The organism is Streptomyces sp. NPDC031365, from assembly GCF_055569765.1.
Genome location: NZ_JBVIIM010000015.1, coordinates 75,827 through 92,104, shown reverse-complemented (window position 1 = coordinate 92,104; position 16,278 = coordinate 75,827). Strand labels below are relative to the sequence as shown.

General features: G+C 70.9%; 17 protein-coding genes and 1 pseudogene. 12 read left to right on the top strand and 6 right to left on the bottom strand.

All coding sequences use genetic code 11. From position 1 onward, the window contains the following. Nucleotides 1-133: 133 nt before the first annotated feature. Together ACZ5C2_RS22330 and ACZ5C2_RS22325 are read right to left on the bottom strand one after the other, a co-directional pair. Nucleotides 134-898 carry a VOC family protein gene (locus ACZ5C2_RS22330; RefSeq protein ID WP_468793590.1) on the bottom strand — a complete coding sequence of 255 codons (765 nt, stop codon included), beginning with the start codon at nucleotides 896-898 and terminating at the stop codon, nucleotides 134-136. Nucleotides 899-1,980: 1,082 nt separating this feature from the next. Continuing rightward, nucleotides 1,981-2,379, bottom strand: coding sequence for a VOC family protein (locus tag ACZ5C2_RS22325; RefSeq protein ID WP_468793588.1), 399 nt, complete (start codon nucleotides 2,377-2,379; stop codon nucleotides 1,981-1,983). Between the two features lie 83 nt (nucleotides 2,380-2,462). Between ACZ5C2_RS22325 and ACZ5C2_RS22320 the strand changes: the two genes are divergently transcribed. Further along, the gene (locus ACZ5C2_RS22320) at nucleotides 2,463-3,038 is read left to right on the top strand and encodes a GNAT family N-acetyltransferase (protein ID WP_468793585.1); all 576 of its coding nucleotides are present in this window, start codon (nucleotides 2,463-2,465) and stop codon (nucleotides 3,036-3,038) included. On the opposite strand, the gene ACZ5C2_RS22315 is transcribed toward ACZ5C2_RS22320, so the two are convergent. Next, nucleotides 3,028-3,711, bottom strand: coding sequence for a glycerophosphodiester phosphodiesterase (locus ACZ5C2_RS22315; RefSeq protein ID WP_468793582.1), 684 nt, complete (start codon nucleotides 3,709-3,711; stop codon nucleotides 3,028-3,030). The genes ACZ5C2_RS22320 and ACZ5C2_RS22315 overlap by 11 nt on opposite strands. A 253-nt stretch (nucleotides 3,712-3,964) precedes the next feature. Here ACZ5C2_RS22315 and ACZ5C2_RS22310 point away from each other — a divergent pair, with 253 nt between their 5' ends. The 4 genes from ACZ5C2_RS22310 (at nucleotide 3,965) to ACZ5C2_RS22295 (ending at nucleotide 7,862) form a co-directional block, all read left to right on the top strand. Next, on the top strand, nucleotides 3,965-5,362 hold the full coding sequence (locus ACZ5C2_RS22310) for a DUF6421 family protein (protein ID WP_468793579.1): 1,398 nt from the start codon (nucleotides 3,965-3,967) through the stop codon (nucleotides 5,360-5,362). 38 nt (nucleotides 5,363-5,400) lie between these two features. After that, on the top strand, nucleotides 5,401-6,147 hold the full coding sequence (locus tag ACZ5C2_RS22305) for an SDR family NAD(P)-dependent oxidoreductase (protein WP_468793576.1): 747 nt from the start codon (nucleotides 5,401-5,403) through the stop codon (nucleotides 6,145-6,147). Continuing rightward, nucleotides 6,144-7,214 (top strand): threonine aldolase family protein, encoded by a 1,071-nt coding sequence (locus ACZ5C2_RS22300; RefSeq protein WP_468793573.1) that lies wholly within the window; start codon nucleotides 6,144-6,146, stop codon nucleotides 7,212-7,214. The genes ACZ5C2_RS22305 and ACZ5C2_RS22300 overlap by 4 nt, the downstream gene beginning before the upstream one ends. A 75-nt stretch (nucleotides 7,215-7,289) precedes the next feature. Further along, complete coding sequence (locus ACZ5C2_RS22295) at nucleotides 7,290-7,862, top strand: transglutaminase domain-containing protein (RefSeq protein ID WP_468793570.1); 573 nt, start codon at nucleotides 7,290-7,292, stop codon at nucleotides 7,860-7,862. 266 nt (nucleotides 7,863-8,128) lie between these two features. On the opposite strand, the gene ACZ5C2_RS22290 is transcribed toward ACZ5C2_RS22295, so the two are convergent. Further along, nucleotides 8,129-8,857: a lysophospholipid acyltransferase family protein gene (locus ACZ5C2_RS22290; protein WP_468793567.1), complete on the bottom strand. Its 729-nt coding sequence runs from the start codon at nucleotides 8,855-8,857 to the stop codon at nucleotides 8,129-8,131. A gap of 255 nt (nucleotides 8,858-9,112) precedes the next feature. Here ACZ5C2_RS22290 and ACZ5C2_RS22285 point away from each other — a divergent pair, with 255 nt between their 5' ends. From ACZ5C2_RS22285 to ACZ5C2_RS22270, 4 genes are all read left to right on the top strand, one after another. Further along, the gene (locus ACZ5C2_RS22285) at nucleotides 9,113-9,454 is read left to right on the top strand and encodes a thioredoxin family protein (RefSeq protein WP_468793564.1); all 342 of its coding nucleotides are present in this window, start codon (nucleotides 9,113-9,115) and stop codon (nucleotides 9,452-9,454) included. A gap of 214 nt (nucleotides 9,455-9,668) precedes the next feature. Beyond that, nucleotides 9,669-10,178 (top strand): flavin reductase family protein, encoded by a 510-nt coding sequence (locus ACZ5C2_RS22280; RefSeq protein ID WP_468793561.1) that lies wholly within the window; start codon nucleotides 9,669-9,671, stop codon nucleotides 10,176-10,178. Nucleotides 10,179-10,396: 218 nt separating this feature from the next. Further along, nucleotides 10,397-11,185: an electron transfer flavoprotein subunit beta/FixA family protein gene (locus tag ACZ5C2_RS22275; protein WP_468793559.1), complete on the top strand. Its 789-nt coding sequence runs from the start codon at nucleotides 10,397-10,399 to the stop codon at nucleotides 11,183-11,185. 62 nt (nucleotides 11,186-11,247) lie between these two features. Beyond that, on the top strand, nucleotides 11,248-12,210 hold the full coding sequence (locus ACZ5C2_RS22270) for an electron transfer flavoprotein subunit alpha/FixB family protein (RefSeq protein WP_468793556.1): 963 nt from the start codon (nucleotides 11,248-11,250) through the stop codon (nucleotides 12,208-12,210). 59 nt (nucleotides 12,211-12,269) lie between these two features. On the opposite strand, the pseudogene ACZ5C2_RS22265 reads toward ACZ5C2_RS22270, so the two are convergent. Continuing rightward, a pseudogene (locus tag ACZ5C2_RS22265) lies at nucleotides 12,270-12,506 on the bottom strand (endonuclease/exonuclease/phosphatase family protein); the annotation flags it as partial. 353 nt (nucleotides 12,507-12,859) lie between these two features. Here ACZ5C2_RS22265 and ACZ5C2_RS22260 point away from each other — a divergent pair. The 3 genes from ACZ5C2_RS22260 to ACZ5C2_RS22250 all read left to right on the top strand — a co-directional run bounded on the left by ACZ5C2_RS22260 (nucleotide 12,860) and on the right by ACZ5C2_RS22250 (nucleotide 14,982). Continuing rightward, nucleotides 12,860-14,164, top strand: coding sequence for a DUF6986 family protein (locus ACZ5C2_RS22260; RefSeq protein ID WP_468793553.1), 1,305 nt, complete (start codon nucleotides 12,860-12,862; stop codon nucleotides 14,162-14,164). Nucleotides 14,165-14,245: 81 nt separating this feature from the next. Continuing rightward, nucleotides 14,246-14,743: a DUF2975 domain-containing protein gene (locus ACZ5C2_RS22255; protein WP_468793550.1), complete on the top strand. Its 498-nt coding sequence runs from the start codon at nucleotides 14,246-14,248 to the stop codon at nucleotides 14,741-14,743. Next, a complete protein-coding gene (locus ACZ5C2_RS22250) occupies nucleotides 14,743-14,982 on the top strand; it encodes a helix-turn-helix domain-containing protein (protein WP_468793547.1) in 240 nt (79 codons plus the stop codon). Before ACZ5C2_RS22255 ends, ACZ5C2_RS22250 begins: the two co-directional genes overlap by 1 nt. 503 nt (nucleotides 14,983-15,485) lie before the next feature. On the opposite strand, the gene ACZ5C2_RS22245 is transcribed toward ACZ5C2_RS22250, so the two are convergent. Then, complete coding sequence (locus tag ACZ5C2_RS22245; protein WP_468793544.1) at nucleotides 15,486-16,268, bottom strand: hypothetical protein; 783 nt, start codon at nucleotides 16,266-16,268, stop codon at nucleotides 15,486-15,488. Between the last annotated feature and the right edge of the window lie 10 nt (nucleotides 16,269-16,278).

The following is a 16,278-nucleotide window of genomic DNA, read 5'->3' as shown; positions in this document are numbered from 1 at the left end:
GCCTGACGGCACTGCGCGCCTGACGGCACTGCGCGCCTGACGGCACTGCGCGCCTGACGGCACTGCGCGCCTGACGGCACTGCGCGCCTGACGGCACTGCGCGCCTGACGGCACGCCGGGCCGTTGTGGGTGGCTACTTCTCGTCCGCCGCCCGGTACACGCCGAACATCGCGCCCTGGGGATCCCGGAGCACCGCGATGCGCGGACCCTCCGGGTGCGAGACGGGCTCCATCAGCACCGTGCCCTCCACCGCGGTGGCCGTCACCACGGCGGCGTCCACGTCGTCGACGGCGAAGTACGGCAGCCAGTGTGTCGGCACCTCGTGCGGGAACTTGTCGTCCATCGTCACCATGCCCCCGAAGTCGGCGCCGTCGATGCCCCACTGGGGGTAACGGAGCGACGGCTCCACGCTCCAGCCGAACACGGTGGTGTAAAAGGCCACGGCCTGCCGGGGCGCGCGGGTCAGCAGCTCGACCCAGCCCAGTGACCCTGGCACGTTGAACGCTCCTGCGCCCCGGAAGGTGCCCGCCTGCCACAGCTGGAACACGGCGCCGGTGGGATCGGCGGCCACCGCGAAACGGCCCATGTCGAACACGTCCATGGAGCCGAGCAGCGGCTGCCCGCCCGCCGCGCGCACCGCGCGAAGGGTGGCGTCGGAGTCGGTCACCGCGAACGACACGTTCCAGGCCACCGGCTGCGACTCCTGGTACAGCGGCGCCAGCGCGGCCACCGGCGCCTCATCGAGGTACGCGACCGTGTAGCCGCCCGCCTCCCGGCGCTGATCCGTTTCGGGGCGCCAGCCGAACAGCCGCGTGTAGAACCGTTTCGCGGACTGCAGGTCGGTGGTCCCCAGCTCGGCCCAGCAGGGCCCCCCGGTCACCGGCGCGGACAGTCTCATGACACTCCTTCCGTCCTCCAGCACGCTAAGCCCGGCGCCCGGCCCCGGCCATCCGGCGCGAAAGCGGCTGGCGCGGACCTGAAGCCGGGCCGTACCCTCGCTCCGTACCGCACCGCGTGGCGGCCACCGGCTCCTTCACCCCGCCTGGAGGTACCCCGTGCCCGCACTCGCCGTACGTCCCTTCCGCCGCACCGACCGCGATCAGCTCACCGATCTGGTCAACGCGCATGTCGCGGCCGTCGTCCCCGGCGTCTCCGTCTCCGTGAACACCGTCCTGGCCGACCTGGAGCGTCAACCCGACGAGTTCATCACGGACCCGTGGGTGGCCGAGCGGGCGACGCTCGTCGCCGAGCGGCGCGGACACGTCGTCGCCGGCGCCCATATGCTGCGCTATCGCGCCGATTCCGAGGTCGGCGAACACTACCGGAACGCGGGCGGGATCGACTGGTTCGTCTGCCGGCCGCCGACGTCGTTCCTCCCGGACGTCGTGGACGCCGGGCACACCCTGATGCGGGCGTGCCTGGCCCTGCTCACTCGTTGGAACGTCCGCATCCGCTACGCCGACGGATCCCTGCCCGCCCCCGTCGTGTACGGCCTGCCCCGGAACTGGCCGCACATCCGCGCGGTCTACGAGGCCGCCGGCTTCCGGCACGTCGGGGACACGGAGGTGGTCCTCCTGGCCCGGGTGGCCGACCTGCCGCGCGACGAGCCGGGCGAGGACATCACCGTCGAGCGCACCCTGGGGGAGTGTGGTACACGCTTCACGGTGTACGCGGACCGAAACGCCCACGGCTTCATCGAGATCGACACGGCACTGGCCCGCCCCGAACGCCTCGCGCGGGCCGCCGGCCTGGCGGACATCGGCAATCTGCACCTCGACCCCGTCGCCCACGACACCGGTCTCGAGCACCGTCTGCTCGCGCACGCCGCCGACTGGCTCCGTCTGTGTCGCGTCGACCGCCTGGTCGCCTGTGAGCCGGAGACCGACCGGACCGCGCTCGGCCGTCTCACCCGGCGCCGGCTTCCGCGAGCTGACCCGCACCGACCGGGGCTGGGAGCACCGCCCGGACTGACCGCCGCCCTCAGATTCCCGGCCGGTACCGCAGCGGATGGCCGCCCGGGACCTCGACCAGGACGATCGGTGTCCCGTCCGGATCCTCGATCCACATCTCGATCAGACCCCATGGCTCCTCCACCGGAGGACGGACGACCCCGACCCCCTCGGCCACCAGTTCCTCGTGCACCGCCGTGACGTTCTCGACCTGGAGCCACAGCCGCACATCCGGGGAGGCCGGCGAGGAGGCGTCCGAGCGTCCGGAGAGTTCCAGGAAGCCGCCGCCGAGGAAGTAGACGGTGCCGCGCTCCGGGCCCGTACCGAACTCGCGGTGGACGGCGAGGCCCAGCTGTTCGCCGTAGAACGCGCGGGAGCGGTCGGGGTCGGTGGGGCGGAGCAGGACACGGCTGCTCAGTACATGCACCATGCGGCCGAGCGTAGTGGCCGGGTTAGTCTCGTCCCCGTCCTGGCCACGCCGAAAGCGACGCACACGAATCAGGGGACCAGCCCATGGAATCCGCCACCGACACCGAACCGACCTTCCGCGACGCCACCGACGCCGATGTGGACGCGCTCGTCGCGCTGATCGAGTCGGCGTACCGGGGAGACGCCAGCCGGGCCGGGTGGACCACCGAGGCGGACATCCTCCAGGGGCAGCGGACCGACCCGGAAGGGGTGCTGGAGATCATCAAGTCGCCGGACAGCCGGCTGCTGACGGTGGAGCGCGAGGGCCGGATCGTCGCCTGCTGCCAGCTCGAACACCGTGGCGCCCACGCCTACTTCGGCATGTTCGCCGTCAGCCCCGCCGTCCAGGGCGCGGGGCTCGGCAGAACGATCATCATGGAGGCGGAGCGTCAGGTCCGCGAGACCTGGGGTGTGGACGAGATGCACATGACGGTGATCTCGGTACGCGAGGACCTGATCGCCTGGTACGAGCGGCGAGGCTACCGCCGTACGGGACGGATGACGCCCTTCCCGTACGGCGACGAACGCTTCGGTATCCCCCAGCGTGACGATCTGCAGTTCGAGCTGTTGGTCAAGGAACTGGCCCGACCGTCGTCAGGCACCGGGCCGGTCACGCGGTGAAGCGGCCGGTGCGTTTGATCTCCGGGTAGTCGGTGGTCGCCCCGTCGAGCCCCAGGGCGCGGACCAGCCTGAGGTGGTCCTGGGTGTTGACCACCCAGCCGTAGACGGCCAGGTCGGCCTTCCGTGCCCGCTCCACGATCTCCAGGGTGAGCCGGCGGATGTTGAGGCAGACGGTCGAGGCGCCGGCCGTGACGGCTCGGTCCACGACATCGGTGCCGTAACGGCTGGCGACGAGGGCCGTGCGCACGCCGGGCACCAGCCGGGCGATCTCGATGACCGCATCGTCGTGGAACGACGAGACCTGGACCCGGCCGGCCAGTCCCCGTTCGTTCATCACCTCGGCCAGTGCCCTGGCTGCCCGTACGTCCTTGATCTCGGCCTGGAGCGGGGCCCGGACGGCGTCCAGGACCTCGTCGAAGAGGGGCACGCGCTCGCCGCGCCCCGCGTCCAGGGCACGCAGTTCGGCAAGTGTCTTGTCCGCGATGGCGCCCGTGCCGTCCGTCGTGCGGTCCACTTCGGTGTCGTGCATGACGACGAGCGCGCCGTCCTTGCTCAGATGCAGATCGAGCTCGATGACGTCGAGGCCCGCATCCTGGGCGGCGGCGAAGGACCGGAGGGTGTTCTCGGGCTCGACACCCATGACTCCGCGGTGACCGATGGTGAGGAAGTTCAAGAGACGACTCGCTTCCGTCGACGGCGGCGGGGGGCCGCGTCCCTACGGCCCTCCTGGACCGTATCGCCTGTGCCCGCCGCGTCCAGAGGCTGAACATCGATTGCACACAGCGTCGGCCAGTGGGGTGTCACACAGGAAATAATGCGGTGAGGTTGGGGGCGAGGCAGGATGATTTGCGGAGGTGCCCCTTGCTGGGAGAAACCGCCTATGTATACGGTCTTCTCACGTGAGGTTCTCCTGTGAAGGATGGGAAATGACGGAAATTCTTGTGCAGGTGGGTACGGAGGGGCGGGTTCCTTCGGTGACCAGGGTGATCGAGCACCCGGCATGGCCCGTGCTCAAGGATGCCGTGGAGCGGATCCGGCCCTGGCAGTCCAAGGACGGGTCGATCGACTTCGAGGCCGACGGCGCCCCGGACCGCGCCGATGCCGAGAGTGCGGTGCGGACCGTGGTCGGCGCCGTCGAGGAGCTCTCCGCGCTGCTCCCGCACGACAGTGCCTACCACGAGGCGCTGGCCAAGGACCTGGGCCGCTGGGCCGAGGGCGGTTTCGAGGTGCCCGACTTCCTCGACTCGCTGCTGGCGTTCCAGCCCGCCGCGGCCCGTGAGGACGGCCTCCAGCACCTGGTCGTCTTCCCGATGTACACGCAGAACGGCAACCCCGACCGCAACCTCGAGGCGGTCGTGCTGCGCATGGTCTGGCCCGACTGGCTGGCCGAGCTGGAGCGCACCCGCTACGACAACCCGCTGTTCTGCGGCATCACCTTCGAGGACTTCACCGCGGGATACGACACCAACTCCGCGGTCCTCTTCCCCGAGACCATCGCCGTGCGGGAGGCCCCCGAGCGCTTCACCTGGGGCGGCATCTTCTGCGACCGCGAGGCCGCGCGCTTCCGCCGCGTCACCGAGGCCGCCGTCGACATCCTGGGTCTCAGGCTGCCCGAGGACGTCGCCGCCATGGTGCACGACCAGAAGCGCTGCGAAGAGGCGTTCGTGCTGTGGGACATGGTTCACGACCGCACCCACAGCCACGGCGACCTGCCGTTCGACCCGTTCATGATCAAGCAGCGCCAGCCGTTCTGGATGTACGGCCTGGAGGAGCTGCGCTGCGACCTCACCGCCTTCAAGGAGGCCGTGAAGCTCGCTGACGACGGCATCCCGCAGGCCCGTGACGTGCAGGTCGCGGTGCTGTTCGACAGGATGTTCCGCTTCCCGGTCACCGGTGAGCGGATGCGCAACTACGACGGTCTCGGCGGCCAGCTGCTGTTCGCCTACCTGCACAAGCACGATGTCGTCCGCTGGACCGACAACCAGCTCACCATCGACTGGGAGCGCGCCCCGCAGGTCACCAACCAGCTGTGCGCCGAGATCGAGAGGCTGTACCGCGACGGCATCGACCGCCCCAAGCTCGTCCACTGGTTCGCCGGGTACGAGCTCGTCTCCACCTATCTCTCCCCGCACCCGGGCTCCAAGTGGGCCAAGGGTCCCGACGCCCTCGACCTGACGCTGCCGCCGCGGAAACTCGTGGATGACGTGCTTCCGGACGAGTTTCCGCTGAGCATGTTCTATGAGGCACTGTCCAAGAAGCTGAAGAACGTGATCGCCGCGACCAGGGGCATCACGGCGGACGGCGCCGAGCGGGTCGCCGCGTGAGCGATCCCGTTCACAACACTGCTCAGGAGGCGAGGATCATGGGGAACGGGGCGCTCGACGGTGCGGTGATCGCGGTGGCCGGCGCGGGAGGACCCGCGGGACGTGCGGCGCTGCTCAGGCTGGCCGAGGCCGGCGCGGTCGTCATCGGTTCGGACAACGACCCGGAGCGGCTGGCGGAGGCGGTCGACGCGGCGCGTTACGCGCACGGCGGCGCGACCGTCACCGGTGAGACGGTGGACCTGCTCGACCTGGGCTCCACACGCGAGTGGGCCGCCCGGGTCGAGAAGGAGTTCGGCCGGGTCGACGGCCTGGTCCACCTTGTCGGCGGCTGGCGCGGCAGCGAGACCTTCACCAAGACCAGCCTGGACGACTGGGACTTCCTGGAACTGCTGCTGGTGCGTACCGTGCAGCACACCACCCTCGCCTTCCACGAGGCGCTCCAGCGCAGCGACCGCGGCCGGTACCTGCTGATCAGCGCGGCCGGCGCGAGCAAACCCACCGCGGGTAACGCCGCGTACGCCTCCGCCAAGGCCGCCGCCGAGGCGTGGACGCTGGCCATGGGCGACTACTTCCGCAAGGCCGGGGGCGAGCAGGGGCCCACATCGGCGGCTGCGATCCTGGTGGTGAAGGCGTTGGTGCACGACGCGATGCGCGCCGACCGCCCCAACGCGAAGTTCGCGGGCTTCACGGACGTCAAGGACCTGGCCGAGGCCATCGTCGGAGTCTGGGACAAGCCCGCCGCGGAAGTGAACGGAAACCGTCTGTGGCTGACCGAGAAGCCGTGAACCCACCCAGGACCGACGCGCGTCGTCATCACGACCCGGACGTCCGGGGTTTCGCCAGCGACAACTACGCCGGGGCCCACCCGGAGGTGCTCGCCGCCCTGGCGGTGGCCAACGGCGGGCACCAGGTCGCGTACGGCGAGGACGCGTACACGGAGAACCTGCAGCAGGTGATCCGCAGCCACTTCGGCCCCACGGCCGAGGCGTTCCCGGTGTTCAACGGCACCGGCGCCAACGTCGTCGCGCTCCAGGCGGTCGTCGACCGCTGGGGCGCGGTGATCTGCGCCGAGAGCGCCCACATCAACGTGGACGAGGGCGGCGCACCGGAGCGGGTCGGCGGCCTCAAGCTGCTCACCGTTCCCACCCCGGACGGAAAGCTCACCCCCGAGCTGATCGACCGGCAGGCGTACGGCTGGGACGACGAGCACCGGGCGATGCCGCAGGTGGTCTCCATAGCCCAGACCACCGAGCTGGGCACGGTCTACACGCCGGACGAGATCCGCGCCATCTGCGACCATGCCCACGCGCACGGCATGAAGGTGCACGTCGACGGCTCCCGGCTGGCCAACGCCGCCGCCACGCTGAACGTGCCGCTGCGCACCTTCACCAACGCGGTCGGGGTCGACCTCCTCTCACTGGGCGGAACCAAGAACGGGGCCCTGTTCGGCGAGGCGGTCGTGGTGCTGAACCCGGACGGCATCCGGCACATGAAGCACCTGCGCAAGCTGTCCATGCAGCTGGCGTCGAAGATGCGCTTCGTGTCCGTGCAGCTGGAGGCACTGCTGTCCCGGGACCTGTGGCTGCGCAACGCCCGGCACGCGAACGAGATGGCCCAGCGCCTGGCCGAGGGCGTACGCGCCGTCCACGGCGTGGAGACCCTCTACCCGGTGCAGTCCAACGCCGTCTTCGCGCGGCTGCCGCACGAGGTGAGCGAGCGTCTGCAGAAGCGGTTCCGCTTCTACTTCTGGGACGAGGCAGCGGGCGACGTCCGCTGGATGTGCGCCTTCGACACCACCGAGGACGACGTGGACACCTTCGTGGCGGCGCTCAAGGAGGAGATGGCCCGCTAGCAGGGTGTGCATAGGTATGCGGTCAATCGGAAATTCATTGACTGTCGGTCGGCCGCTTACCTATGCTGTGACGTCATGCAGATGATCCAGGAAACCCCGGACCTCTCCGCGTATCTGGCCGCCGACGAGGCGATCGACCATCACCATCCGCTGGTCCGCGAGACAGCCGCGCGGCTCGCCGCAGGTGTGGCCAACTCGTATGAGTATGCGCGGGTGGCCTTCGAGTATGTGCGTGACGCCGTCCCGCATTCACAGGACTCCGGTGATCTCCGTGTCACCTGGCGCGCCTCCGACGTCCTGGAACGGCGCACCGGCATCTGCTATGCCAAGGCCCACGCGCTGGCCGCGCTGCTGCGTGCCGAGGACATCCCGACCGCGCTCTGCTACCAGAACCTCGGAGTCGTCCACGGTCTGGTCGCCGTGCGGTTCCATGGCGCCTGGCACCGCCAGGACCCCCGCGGCAACAAACCCGGAGTGGACGCCCGGTTCTCGCTGGAGGGTGAGCGGCTGGCCTTCACGCCCGATCAGGGGTCCGGCGAAATGGACTATCCAGTCCTGTATGCACGACCTCATCCCGCCGTGCTGGGCGCCCTCCAGGCCGCTTGTGACCGACCCCATCTGTGGCGCACCCTGCCCACCGCGCTCTGAGGACACGGCGGACCGTGTTCTCCGCACCCGGCCGTGTCACGGCGAGGTGTGCCCTCGCGCCCTGTTTCACCCACGGCACTTGGTGGCCCGGTGCGCGTTCCACACGGCGTTCGGCTCCCAGCCGCTCCGCACCCGCGACTCGTCCGAGGCGCTCGCCGGATTCTCTCGACGCGTTGCCGGCAAACGGAGCCGGCGTGCGAATACGCCGGCTCGCCGTCACGGGCAGGACCCCGGTCGACAGCGCGTGGCACCGGGGGCGACGGGTGTCAGTGTGCCTCGGCCCGGCGGACCTGCTCCGGGGTCGGGGCCGTACCGCCGAGGTGGGCCGGCATCCACCACGTGTCGTCCGGGCCCTTGGGCCGCACCGGGTACGCGCGCTGCGCCGCTTCCAGCAACTCCTGCACGCGCTCGCGCAGCTGACGGGTGATCGCTCCCGCGTACTTGTCCTTGGATGCTTCGATCGCCTCACCCACGCGGATGGTGATGGGGATGTGGCTGCGCTTGAAGTTGCGCGGTTGGCCCTTGGTCCACAACCGCTGCGTACCCCACACCGCCATCGGGATCAGCGGCACGCCCGCTTCCTGCGCCATACGCGCGGCACCCGACTTGAAGCTCTTCAGCGTGAACGACTGCGAGATCGTCGCCTCCGGGAAGACACCCACGATTTCACCCGACCGCAGGGACCGCAGCGCGTGCTCGTACGCCGCCTCGCCCTGCTTGCGGTCCACCGGGATGTGCTTCATGCCGCGCATCAGCGGACCGGAGACACGGTGACGGAAGACCGACTCCTTCGCCATGAAGCGCACCAGGCGCTTCTGGGGAAGCGCCGCCAGCCCGTCGAAGACGAAGTCCAGATAGCTGATGTGATTGCTCACCAGCACGGCGCCGCCCGAGCGCGGGATGTTCTCCGAACCCTGGCAGTCGATCTTGAGGTCCCACGCCTTGAACAGGGTGCGGGCGAAGCCGACGACGGGCCGGTAGACAAGTTCTGCCATGGGCGGGTAGGAACCCTTCCTTCTCTGCCTGGGGTGGGAGGCTCCCAGTCGAAGTTACGCAGCCGTAGGTTTTACGGCTTGTCGCAGATGGTGCCCCAAGAACGGCTGGTGAACCAGCCCTGGTGCCCGTCGGCGGCGAGATTCTCGTCACGTCCACCCCTTGATCCACCTGGTCTTTGTGCGACGCCCGGGAATGTTCGAGGCGCTGGGGACGCTGGTGACGGTTGACAGTGGGCTTATGGCGGGGGAGGGCGAGTGCGAGGCCGGGACGACGAGGGAGGGCTCCGGGTGGACGCGGAGACCTGGGCGGCGCTGGGAATCAGGCCGGGGGAGCGCGCCACCCTTGTGCAGTTCTCCAGCGCCTTCTGCGCGCCCTGCCGGGCGACCCGGCGGGTGCTCGGCGAGGTCGCCGATCTGGTCCCGGGCGTGGCGCATGTGGAGATCGACGCCGAGGCCCATCTGGACCTCGTGCGCCGGCTGGAGATCGTGAAGACCCCGACGGTGCTGGTCCTCGATGCGGGAGGCCGGATCGTGCGGCGAGCGACCGGACAGCCGCGCAAGGCGGATGTGGTCGCGGCGCTCGGGGAGGCGGTGTGAGGGCCTTCGGGACCACGGTGAGGCATCTCCCACATCACGGGACCGACTTGACTGTGCATGCCACACGTCGTCAGCCTGGCTCCATGCCTTCGGAACTCCTTCGCCCCCGACGGGTACCCGGCCGTCCGGCGGCCGCCCGCGCCGCGCAGGTGCGCCGACCGGGCCGGTGAGCAGCCGCGAACCCGCTCGCCACCTCTCGCAGAAGGACAGTTTCATGACGGCCACGTCCGGCCTCGGTACCGCCCGGCCCGCCTCGCCCGACCTGTTGCGCTCCGTCTTCCGCAGGCACGCGGCGGGCGTCGCCGTGATCACTGCGAGCGGCCGTCGCGGCCCGGTCGGCTTCACCGCCACGTCGCTCGCCTCCGTCTCCGCCGAGCCGCCGATGCTGTCCTTCGGGGTCGGCGCGGGGAGCTCCAGTTGGCCCGTGATCGCGACGAGCGACCACGTCGGCGTGCACGTCCTCGGGGAGCACCAGCAGGAGCTGGCGGCGACCTTCGCGCGCAGGGGCGCCGACCGCTTCGGTCCCGCCACCGCCTGGCGGGAAGGGCCCGAGGGCGTCCCCGTGCTGGACGACGTGCCGGCCTGGATGGTGTGCAAGGTGGTGGCGCGGGTGCCCGCCGGCGACCACCGGATCGTGGTCGCCGAGGTGCTGCTGGGCGATCCCTCGGGCCACGGCCGTCCGCTCCTCTACCACCAGGGGCGTTTCAACGGACTGCGTGACTGAGGCGGGGTCGCTCCTGGTCGCGGACCCGTCGAGTTCCGGTTACGCTGCGTTGCGAAGGTCACAGTTCAAAGCGCTTGCTTAGCGGGAAGGAACTGGGTGTACTGACGAGTAATATTTCGTTCGGAGCGCGGGTCGCCCCGACCGGGATCGCCCCCTTCAGGCGCCTATGCTGCCTGCAGGCAGGCAGCCAGAAATGACGATGCAGTAGGAGAGCCGGCGTGAGCTTGAGGATCGTTGTCACTGTGAAGTACGTGCCCGACGCCACTGGCGACCGGCACTTCGCCGATGACCTGACCGTCGACCGTGACGATGTGGACGGTCTGCTCTCCGAACTGGACGAGTACGCGGTCGAGCAGGCGCTGCAGATCTCGGAGAACTCCGACGACGACGTGGAGATCACCGTTTTGACGGTGGGCCCGGAGGACGCCAAGGACGCGCTGCGCAAGGCGCTGTCCATGGGCGCCGACAAGGCGATCCACGTCGAGGACGACGACCTGCACGGCACCGACGCCATCGGCACCTCCCTGGTCCTGGCCAAGGCCGTCGAGAAGGCCGGCTACGACCTGGTCATCTCCGGCATGGCCTCCACGGACGGCACCATGGGCGTCGTACCGGCGCTGCTCGCCGAGCGCCTGGGCGTGCCGCAGGTGACCCTGCTGTCCGAGGTGTCCGTCGAGGACGGCACGGTCAAGGGCCGCCGTGACGGCGACGCCGCCTCCGAGCAGCTCGAGGCCTCCCTCCCCGCGGTCGTGTCGGTCACCGACCAGTCGGGCGAGGCTCGTTACCCGTCCTTCAAGGGCATCATGGCGGCCAAGAAGAAGCCGGTTCAGTCCTGGGACCTCTCCGACCTCGACATCGACGAGGACGAGGTCGGCCTGGAGAACGCCTACACCACGGTCGACGCCGCGGCCGAGCGTCCGGCCCGCACCGCGGGCACGATCGTCAAGGACGAGGGCGAGGGCGGCAAGCAGCTCGCCGAGTTCCTCGCGAGCCAGAAGTTCATCTGAGCCAAGAGGCTCGACCGGCGTCCCGCCCCCTCACACTTCGCAAGCAGGAGAGAAGAAGTCCCATGGCTGAAGTTCTCGTCTACGTCGACCACGTGGACGGTGCCGTCCGCAAGCCGACCCTGGAGCTGCTGACCCTGGCCCGCCGCATCGGCGAGCCGGTCGCCGTCGCGCTGGGCAGCGGCGCCGCCGACACCGCCGCCACGCTCGCCGAGCACGGCGCGGTGAAGGTCCTCACCCACGAGGCCGCCGAGTACGCCGACTACCTGGTCGTGCCGAAGGTGGACGCCCTCCAGGCCGCCCACGAGGCCGTCTCCCCGGCCGCCGTCCTGGTGTCCTCCTCCGCCGAGGGCAAGGAGATCGCCGCCCGCCTGGCGCTGCGGCTCGGCTCCGGCATCATCACCGACGCCGTCGACCTGGAGGCCGGCGACGAGGGCCCGGTGGCCACCCAGTCGGTGTTCGCCGCTTCCTACAGCACCAAGTCCCGTGTCTCCAAGGGCACCCCGGTCATCACGGTGAAGCCGAACTCGGCCGCCGTGGAGGCCGCCCCGGCCGCCGGTGCGGTCGAGGCCCTGTCGGTGACCTTCTCCGACGCGGCGACCGGCACCAGGGTCACCGGCCGTACGCCGCGTGAGTCGACCGGCCGTCCGGAGCTGACCGAGGCCGCGATCGTGGTCTCCGGCGGCCGCGGTGTCAACGGCGCGGAGAACTTCGGACTCATCGAGGCGCTCGCCGACTCACTCGGCGCGGCCGTCGGTGCCTCGCGTGCCGCCGTCGACGCCGGCTGGTACCCGCACACCAACCAGGTCGGCCAGACCGGCAAGTCGGTCTCGCCGCAGCTGTACATCGCCTCCGGCATCTCCGGCGCGATCCAGCACCGGGCCGGTATGCAGACCTCGAAGACCATCGTGGCCGTCAACAAGGACGCCGAGGCCCCGATCTTCGACCTGGTCGACTACGGCATCGTCGGCGACCTGTTCGACGTGGTCCCGCAGCTGACCGAGGAGATCAAGACCCGCAAGGGCTGATCACCCGAGGACCCGACCGGGCCTCCCGTGACCGCATCGGTCGCGGGAGGCCCGGTGTGTCACAGGGTCAGGGATGCCTGGACCGGCAGATGGTCGCTGGGGAACCGGCCGCCGGACGCGAAGGTGTTCACCGACGCCCGGTGTACCGCGGCACCGGGCGTCACCAGGATCCAGTCGATGCGTGCGCCGTCCGGCACCAGCGGCCGGTACCCGTGGAACGTCCCGTACGCCTCCCCGCGCCCGGCGGCCGCGTCCCAGGTGTCGAGGAGCCCGGCGCCCAGCATCGTGTCGTGGACCGGGTCGGAACGCGCCGCCGAAGTGTTGTCGTACTCCAGCGGCACGAGCCGCCGGGTGTCGTAGAGGACCGCCGTGAACTCGTCCCCGCGCTCGTCCGCCGAGGCCGGGGCGCGGGACAGTGCTGTACTGGACAGCGGAAGGGCGGCGGTGGCGGCGAGGCACCCTTCGGTACCGGGCGGCGTGTGAGACGGCTGTGGGTCGGCACGGACAAACGGGGCCAGATGGACGTGTGCATGGCGAGCGGGTGGAGCGGGCCGGCTCACGACACGGTGTTGACCGCCGAAAAGGCCGCTCGATAACTTCATCATGCGGATTGTTGATTCTGCATCGCGGAACCATGGGAGGGTACGGGATGGGTCAGGAGCAGCAGGAGCGGGTGGCGACGAGCCTCGCGGGCGCCGTCACCGAGGAGATCGACGCCTCCCTCGCCACGGTCGACGCCGAACTGGAGCGCCGCTACCCCGGAGACCCCGGCACCCGCCAGCCCGTCCACACCGTCTACGTTCCCGCCGACGCCTTCGCCGAGGACACCCTCCGCACCTGGGGCGACCGGGCCCTCGCGGCACTCGACGAGCACGCCCCCGATGCCGCGTCCTTCGCCGCGGTCCTCGGGCTGGACGACGCGCTGGCCGAGGACGTGTACGGCCGCGTCCGCGCCAAACTGGAACGCGAGCCGGTGGAAGACCTGCGTGTCGACTTCGAGGACGGTTACGGAAACCGTCCCGGGGCCGAGGAGGACCAGACCGCGGCCCGCGCCGCCCGGCTGATCGCCAGGATGTACGCGGCCGGTACCGCGGCCCCGTACATGGGCATCCGCATGAAGTGCATGGAGGCCGCCGTACGTGACCGGGGCATGCGCACCCTCGACATCTTCCTCACCGGCCTGATGGAGGCCGGAGGTCTGCCCGAGGGGCTGGCCCTGACTCTGCCCAAGGTCACCTATCCCGAGCAGGTCACCGCCATGGCCCGCCTTCTCGGCGCCTTCGAGGAGACGCACCGTCTGGCACCCGGCCGGATCGGCTTCGAGATCCAGATCGAGACCAGCCAGTCCATCCTCGCCAGTGACGGCACCGCCGCCGTCGCCCGGATGATCCAGGCCGCCGAGGGCCGTGCCACCGGGCTGCACTACGGGACCTTCGACTACAGCGCCTGCCTCGGCGTCTCCGCCGCGCACCAGTCGAGCGACCACCCGGCCGCCGATCACGCCAAGGCCGTCATGCAGGTCGCCGCCGCGGGCACCGGCGTGCGCCTCTCCGACGGCTCCACCAACGTCCTGCCCGTCGGGCCCACCGAAAAGGTCCACGACGCCTGGCGCCTGCACTACGGACTCACGCGCCGCGCCCTCGCCCGCGCCTACTACCAGGGCTGGGACATGCACCCCGGCCACCTCCCCACCCGGTACGCGGCCGTCTTCGCCTTCTACCGGGAGGGCTTCGAGCGGGCCGCCGCCCGCCTCGCCCGGTACGCCGGGCGGGCCGGCGGTGACGTCATGGACGAGCCCGCCACCGCCAGGGCCCTCTCCGGACACCTCCTGCGCGGTCTGGACTGCGGGGCCCTGGGCAGCGGCGAGGTCGCCCGGGCGGCAGGCCTGACCCGTGCGGATCTGGAGGGCTTCGCCTCGCCCCGGCGGGGCGACCTGACGGTGCCCGCCCGGTAGCCCGGGGGAGGGTGCCCGGCCATTTGCTTCATCTATCGAGTTTCGATAGATTTCCATCGTGGTTCGGGTGAAGGAGGGGCAATGGGACGACTGACCGTGCTCGCGCTGCGCGCCGTGATCGTGGTGCTGCTGGCGGGTTCGCTGGGGGTCCAGGCGGTTCTGGTGCCGCTGCTGGCGAGCGACCTCGAAGGGCTGGACACGGAGTACTCCTCTCTGCGCGCCCCACTCCTGCTCATCGTGGTCCTCACGGCGGTGACGGCCCAGACCGTCCTGGTGTGCGTCTGGCGGCTGGTGACGATGGCCCGGCGGGGGACGGTCTTCTCCCACGCCGCCTTCCGCTACGTGCACCTCGTCATCGGCGCGTTCGTGGCCGCGGCCGTGCTGGTGTTCGCGCTCGGGGCGCTCCTGGCGCCGGGAGAGGCCGTCGCTCCGGGCGTCGTGCTCCTGCTCGGCGGGGCCGGTCCGGCCGTTCTCGGGGTCGCGCTCATCGTCCTGGTCCTGCGGATGCTGCTGGCGCAGGCCGTCGCCCGCGACGTCGAGGCCTCGCGGATGCGGGCCGAGCTGGCCGGGGTGATCTGATGCCGATCGCCGTCGACATCGACGTGATGCTGGCCAGGCGGAAGATGTCCGTGGGCGAACTCGCCGAACGCGTCGGCATCACCCCGGCCAATCTGGCCGTACTCAAGAACGGCCGCGCCAAGGCGGTACGTTTCACGACCCTCGCCGCGCTCTGCGACGTGCTCGAATGCCAGCCCGGCGACTTGCTGCGCTTCGAGCCCGAGGAGGCACCGGCCGCTGCCGTCGTCCCTTCCGCCTAGGCCGTACGCCGTCCCGCGGGCGGTGGGTCCACGGAACGGGACCGGGGCGTCAACGGGGGAGTGCGGACCGGCGGACGGAACCGCTCGGCCGCCACCGGGTCCCCGCTCGGTCGCCGCGGCATGGGCGTCGTCCGGAAAACGGTGGACGAGGCGCGAACGGCCGGTCCGGGGGACCCGGCCGGGGACAGCGCCGCCCCTGCCGGCCCCGGCACGAGCACTGCGGGAAGGCCCGGACAGCGGCGGGTCCGATCCCGGTGCCGCGCCCACGCGGGCCCCGGCCCGCCGGCCCATCGGCGGGGCGGGTAACCCTGCGACGTCCGGCGCACCGCCTGGTCCCCCACCGTCTCCGGCTCCGAGGCCGGCCCTCTCGGTACGCGCACCGACTGCTCCTCCTGCCGGCGGGAACCGGGCCTGCGCCAGGCCCGGGGCCAGGGGGCCCACGTCCGGTGGAACCGAGGACGGCGGCAGCACGGACGTCCGGCCGACGACGTCCCCGTCCCCGTCTACGGCGACGCCCTGATGCCCGGACCTCCGTACCGCTGAGGGTCGGCGTACCGCTCCAGACCGCAGGCCGTCACCCTCTTCTCCACGGCGAACAGCCGTGTGCCCCGGGCGCACAGCTCCCGGTCGGCGCGGGCCCGCGCGCAGAACTCCTCGGGGGAGGCGCCGAACAGCTCCCGCAGCCCCGGCACGTCACTGAGCAGATCGGTGAGCAGCGGCCGCTGGCCCGGATGGGTGCGCGGTGCGCCGGTGCCGTCGTGCAGCACGCCGTGGCGGTTGACGTACGCGTACGCGCCGGACAGCGTGGAGCCGTCGGCGAGTTCGATCCGCACGTCGGGGGCGGGCAGCCAGACGCGACGGAAGTTGCCGTCCGGTCGCGGCACGCCCTCGCTCGCGTCGATCACGGTGAGCTGCCGGGCGCTGAGCCAGAGGACGAAGAGCTCCCGCACCGTTCCCGGGGCGGCGACCGGCGAACGGGAGACGTAACCCATGCGGCTGACGTGCGCCGAGACGCCGATGCCGACGCCCGTCACGCGGGTTCGCACCATCGGCAGCGGCGTGATGATCCCGGACTCGGCCATCTTGTGCCGCAGCTGACCGGGACAGGCGTTGGAGCCGACCGCCAGCACCGGCACCCGGTCCTCGTACACCAGACGGTCCAGTGGCAGCAGCCGCTCTCCGTCGAGCAGCCCCGACGCGCGGGGCCACGCGCCCGGATACAGCAGCGGGTGCTCGCGCGGGGCCTTGTCCAGCCCCAGTGCCCGCAGGGTGCGGTCCTCTTCCACCGGCGCCGCC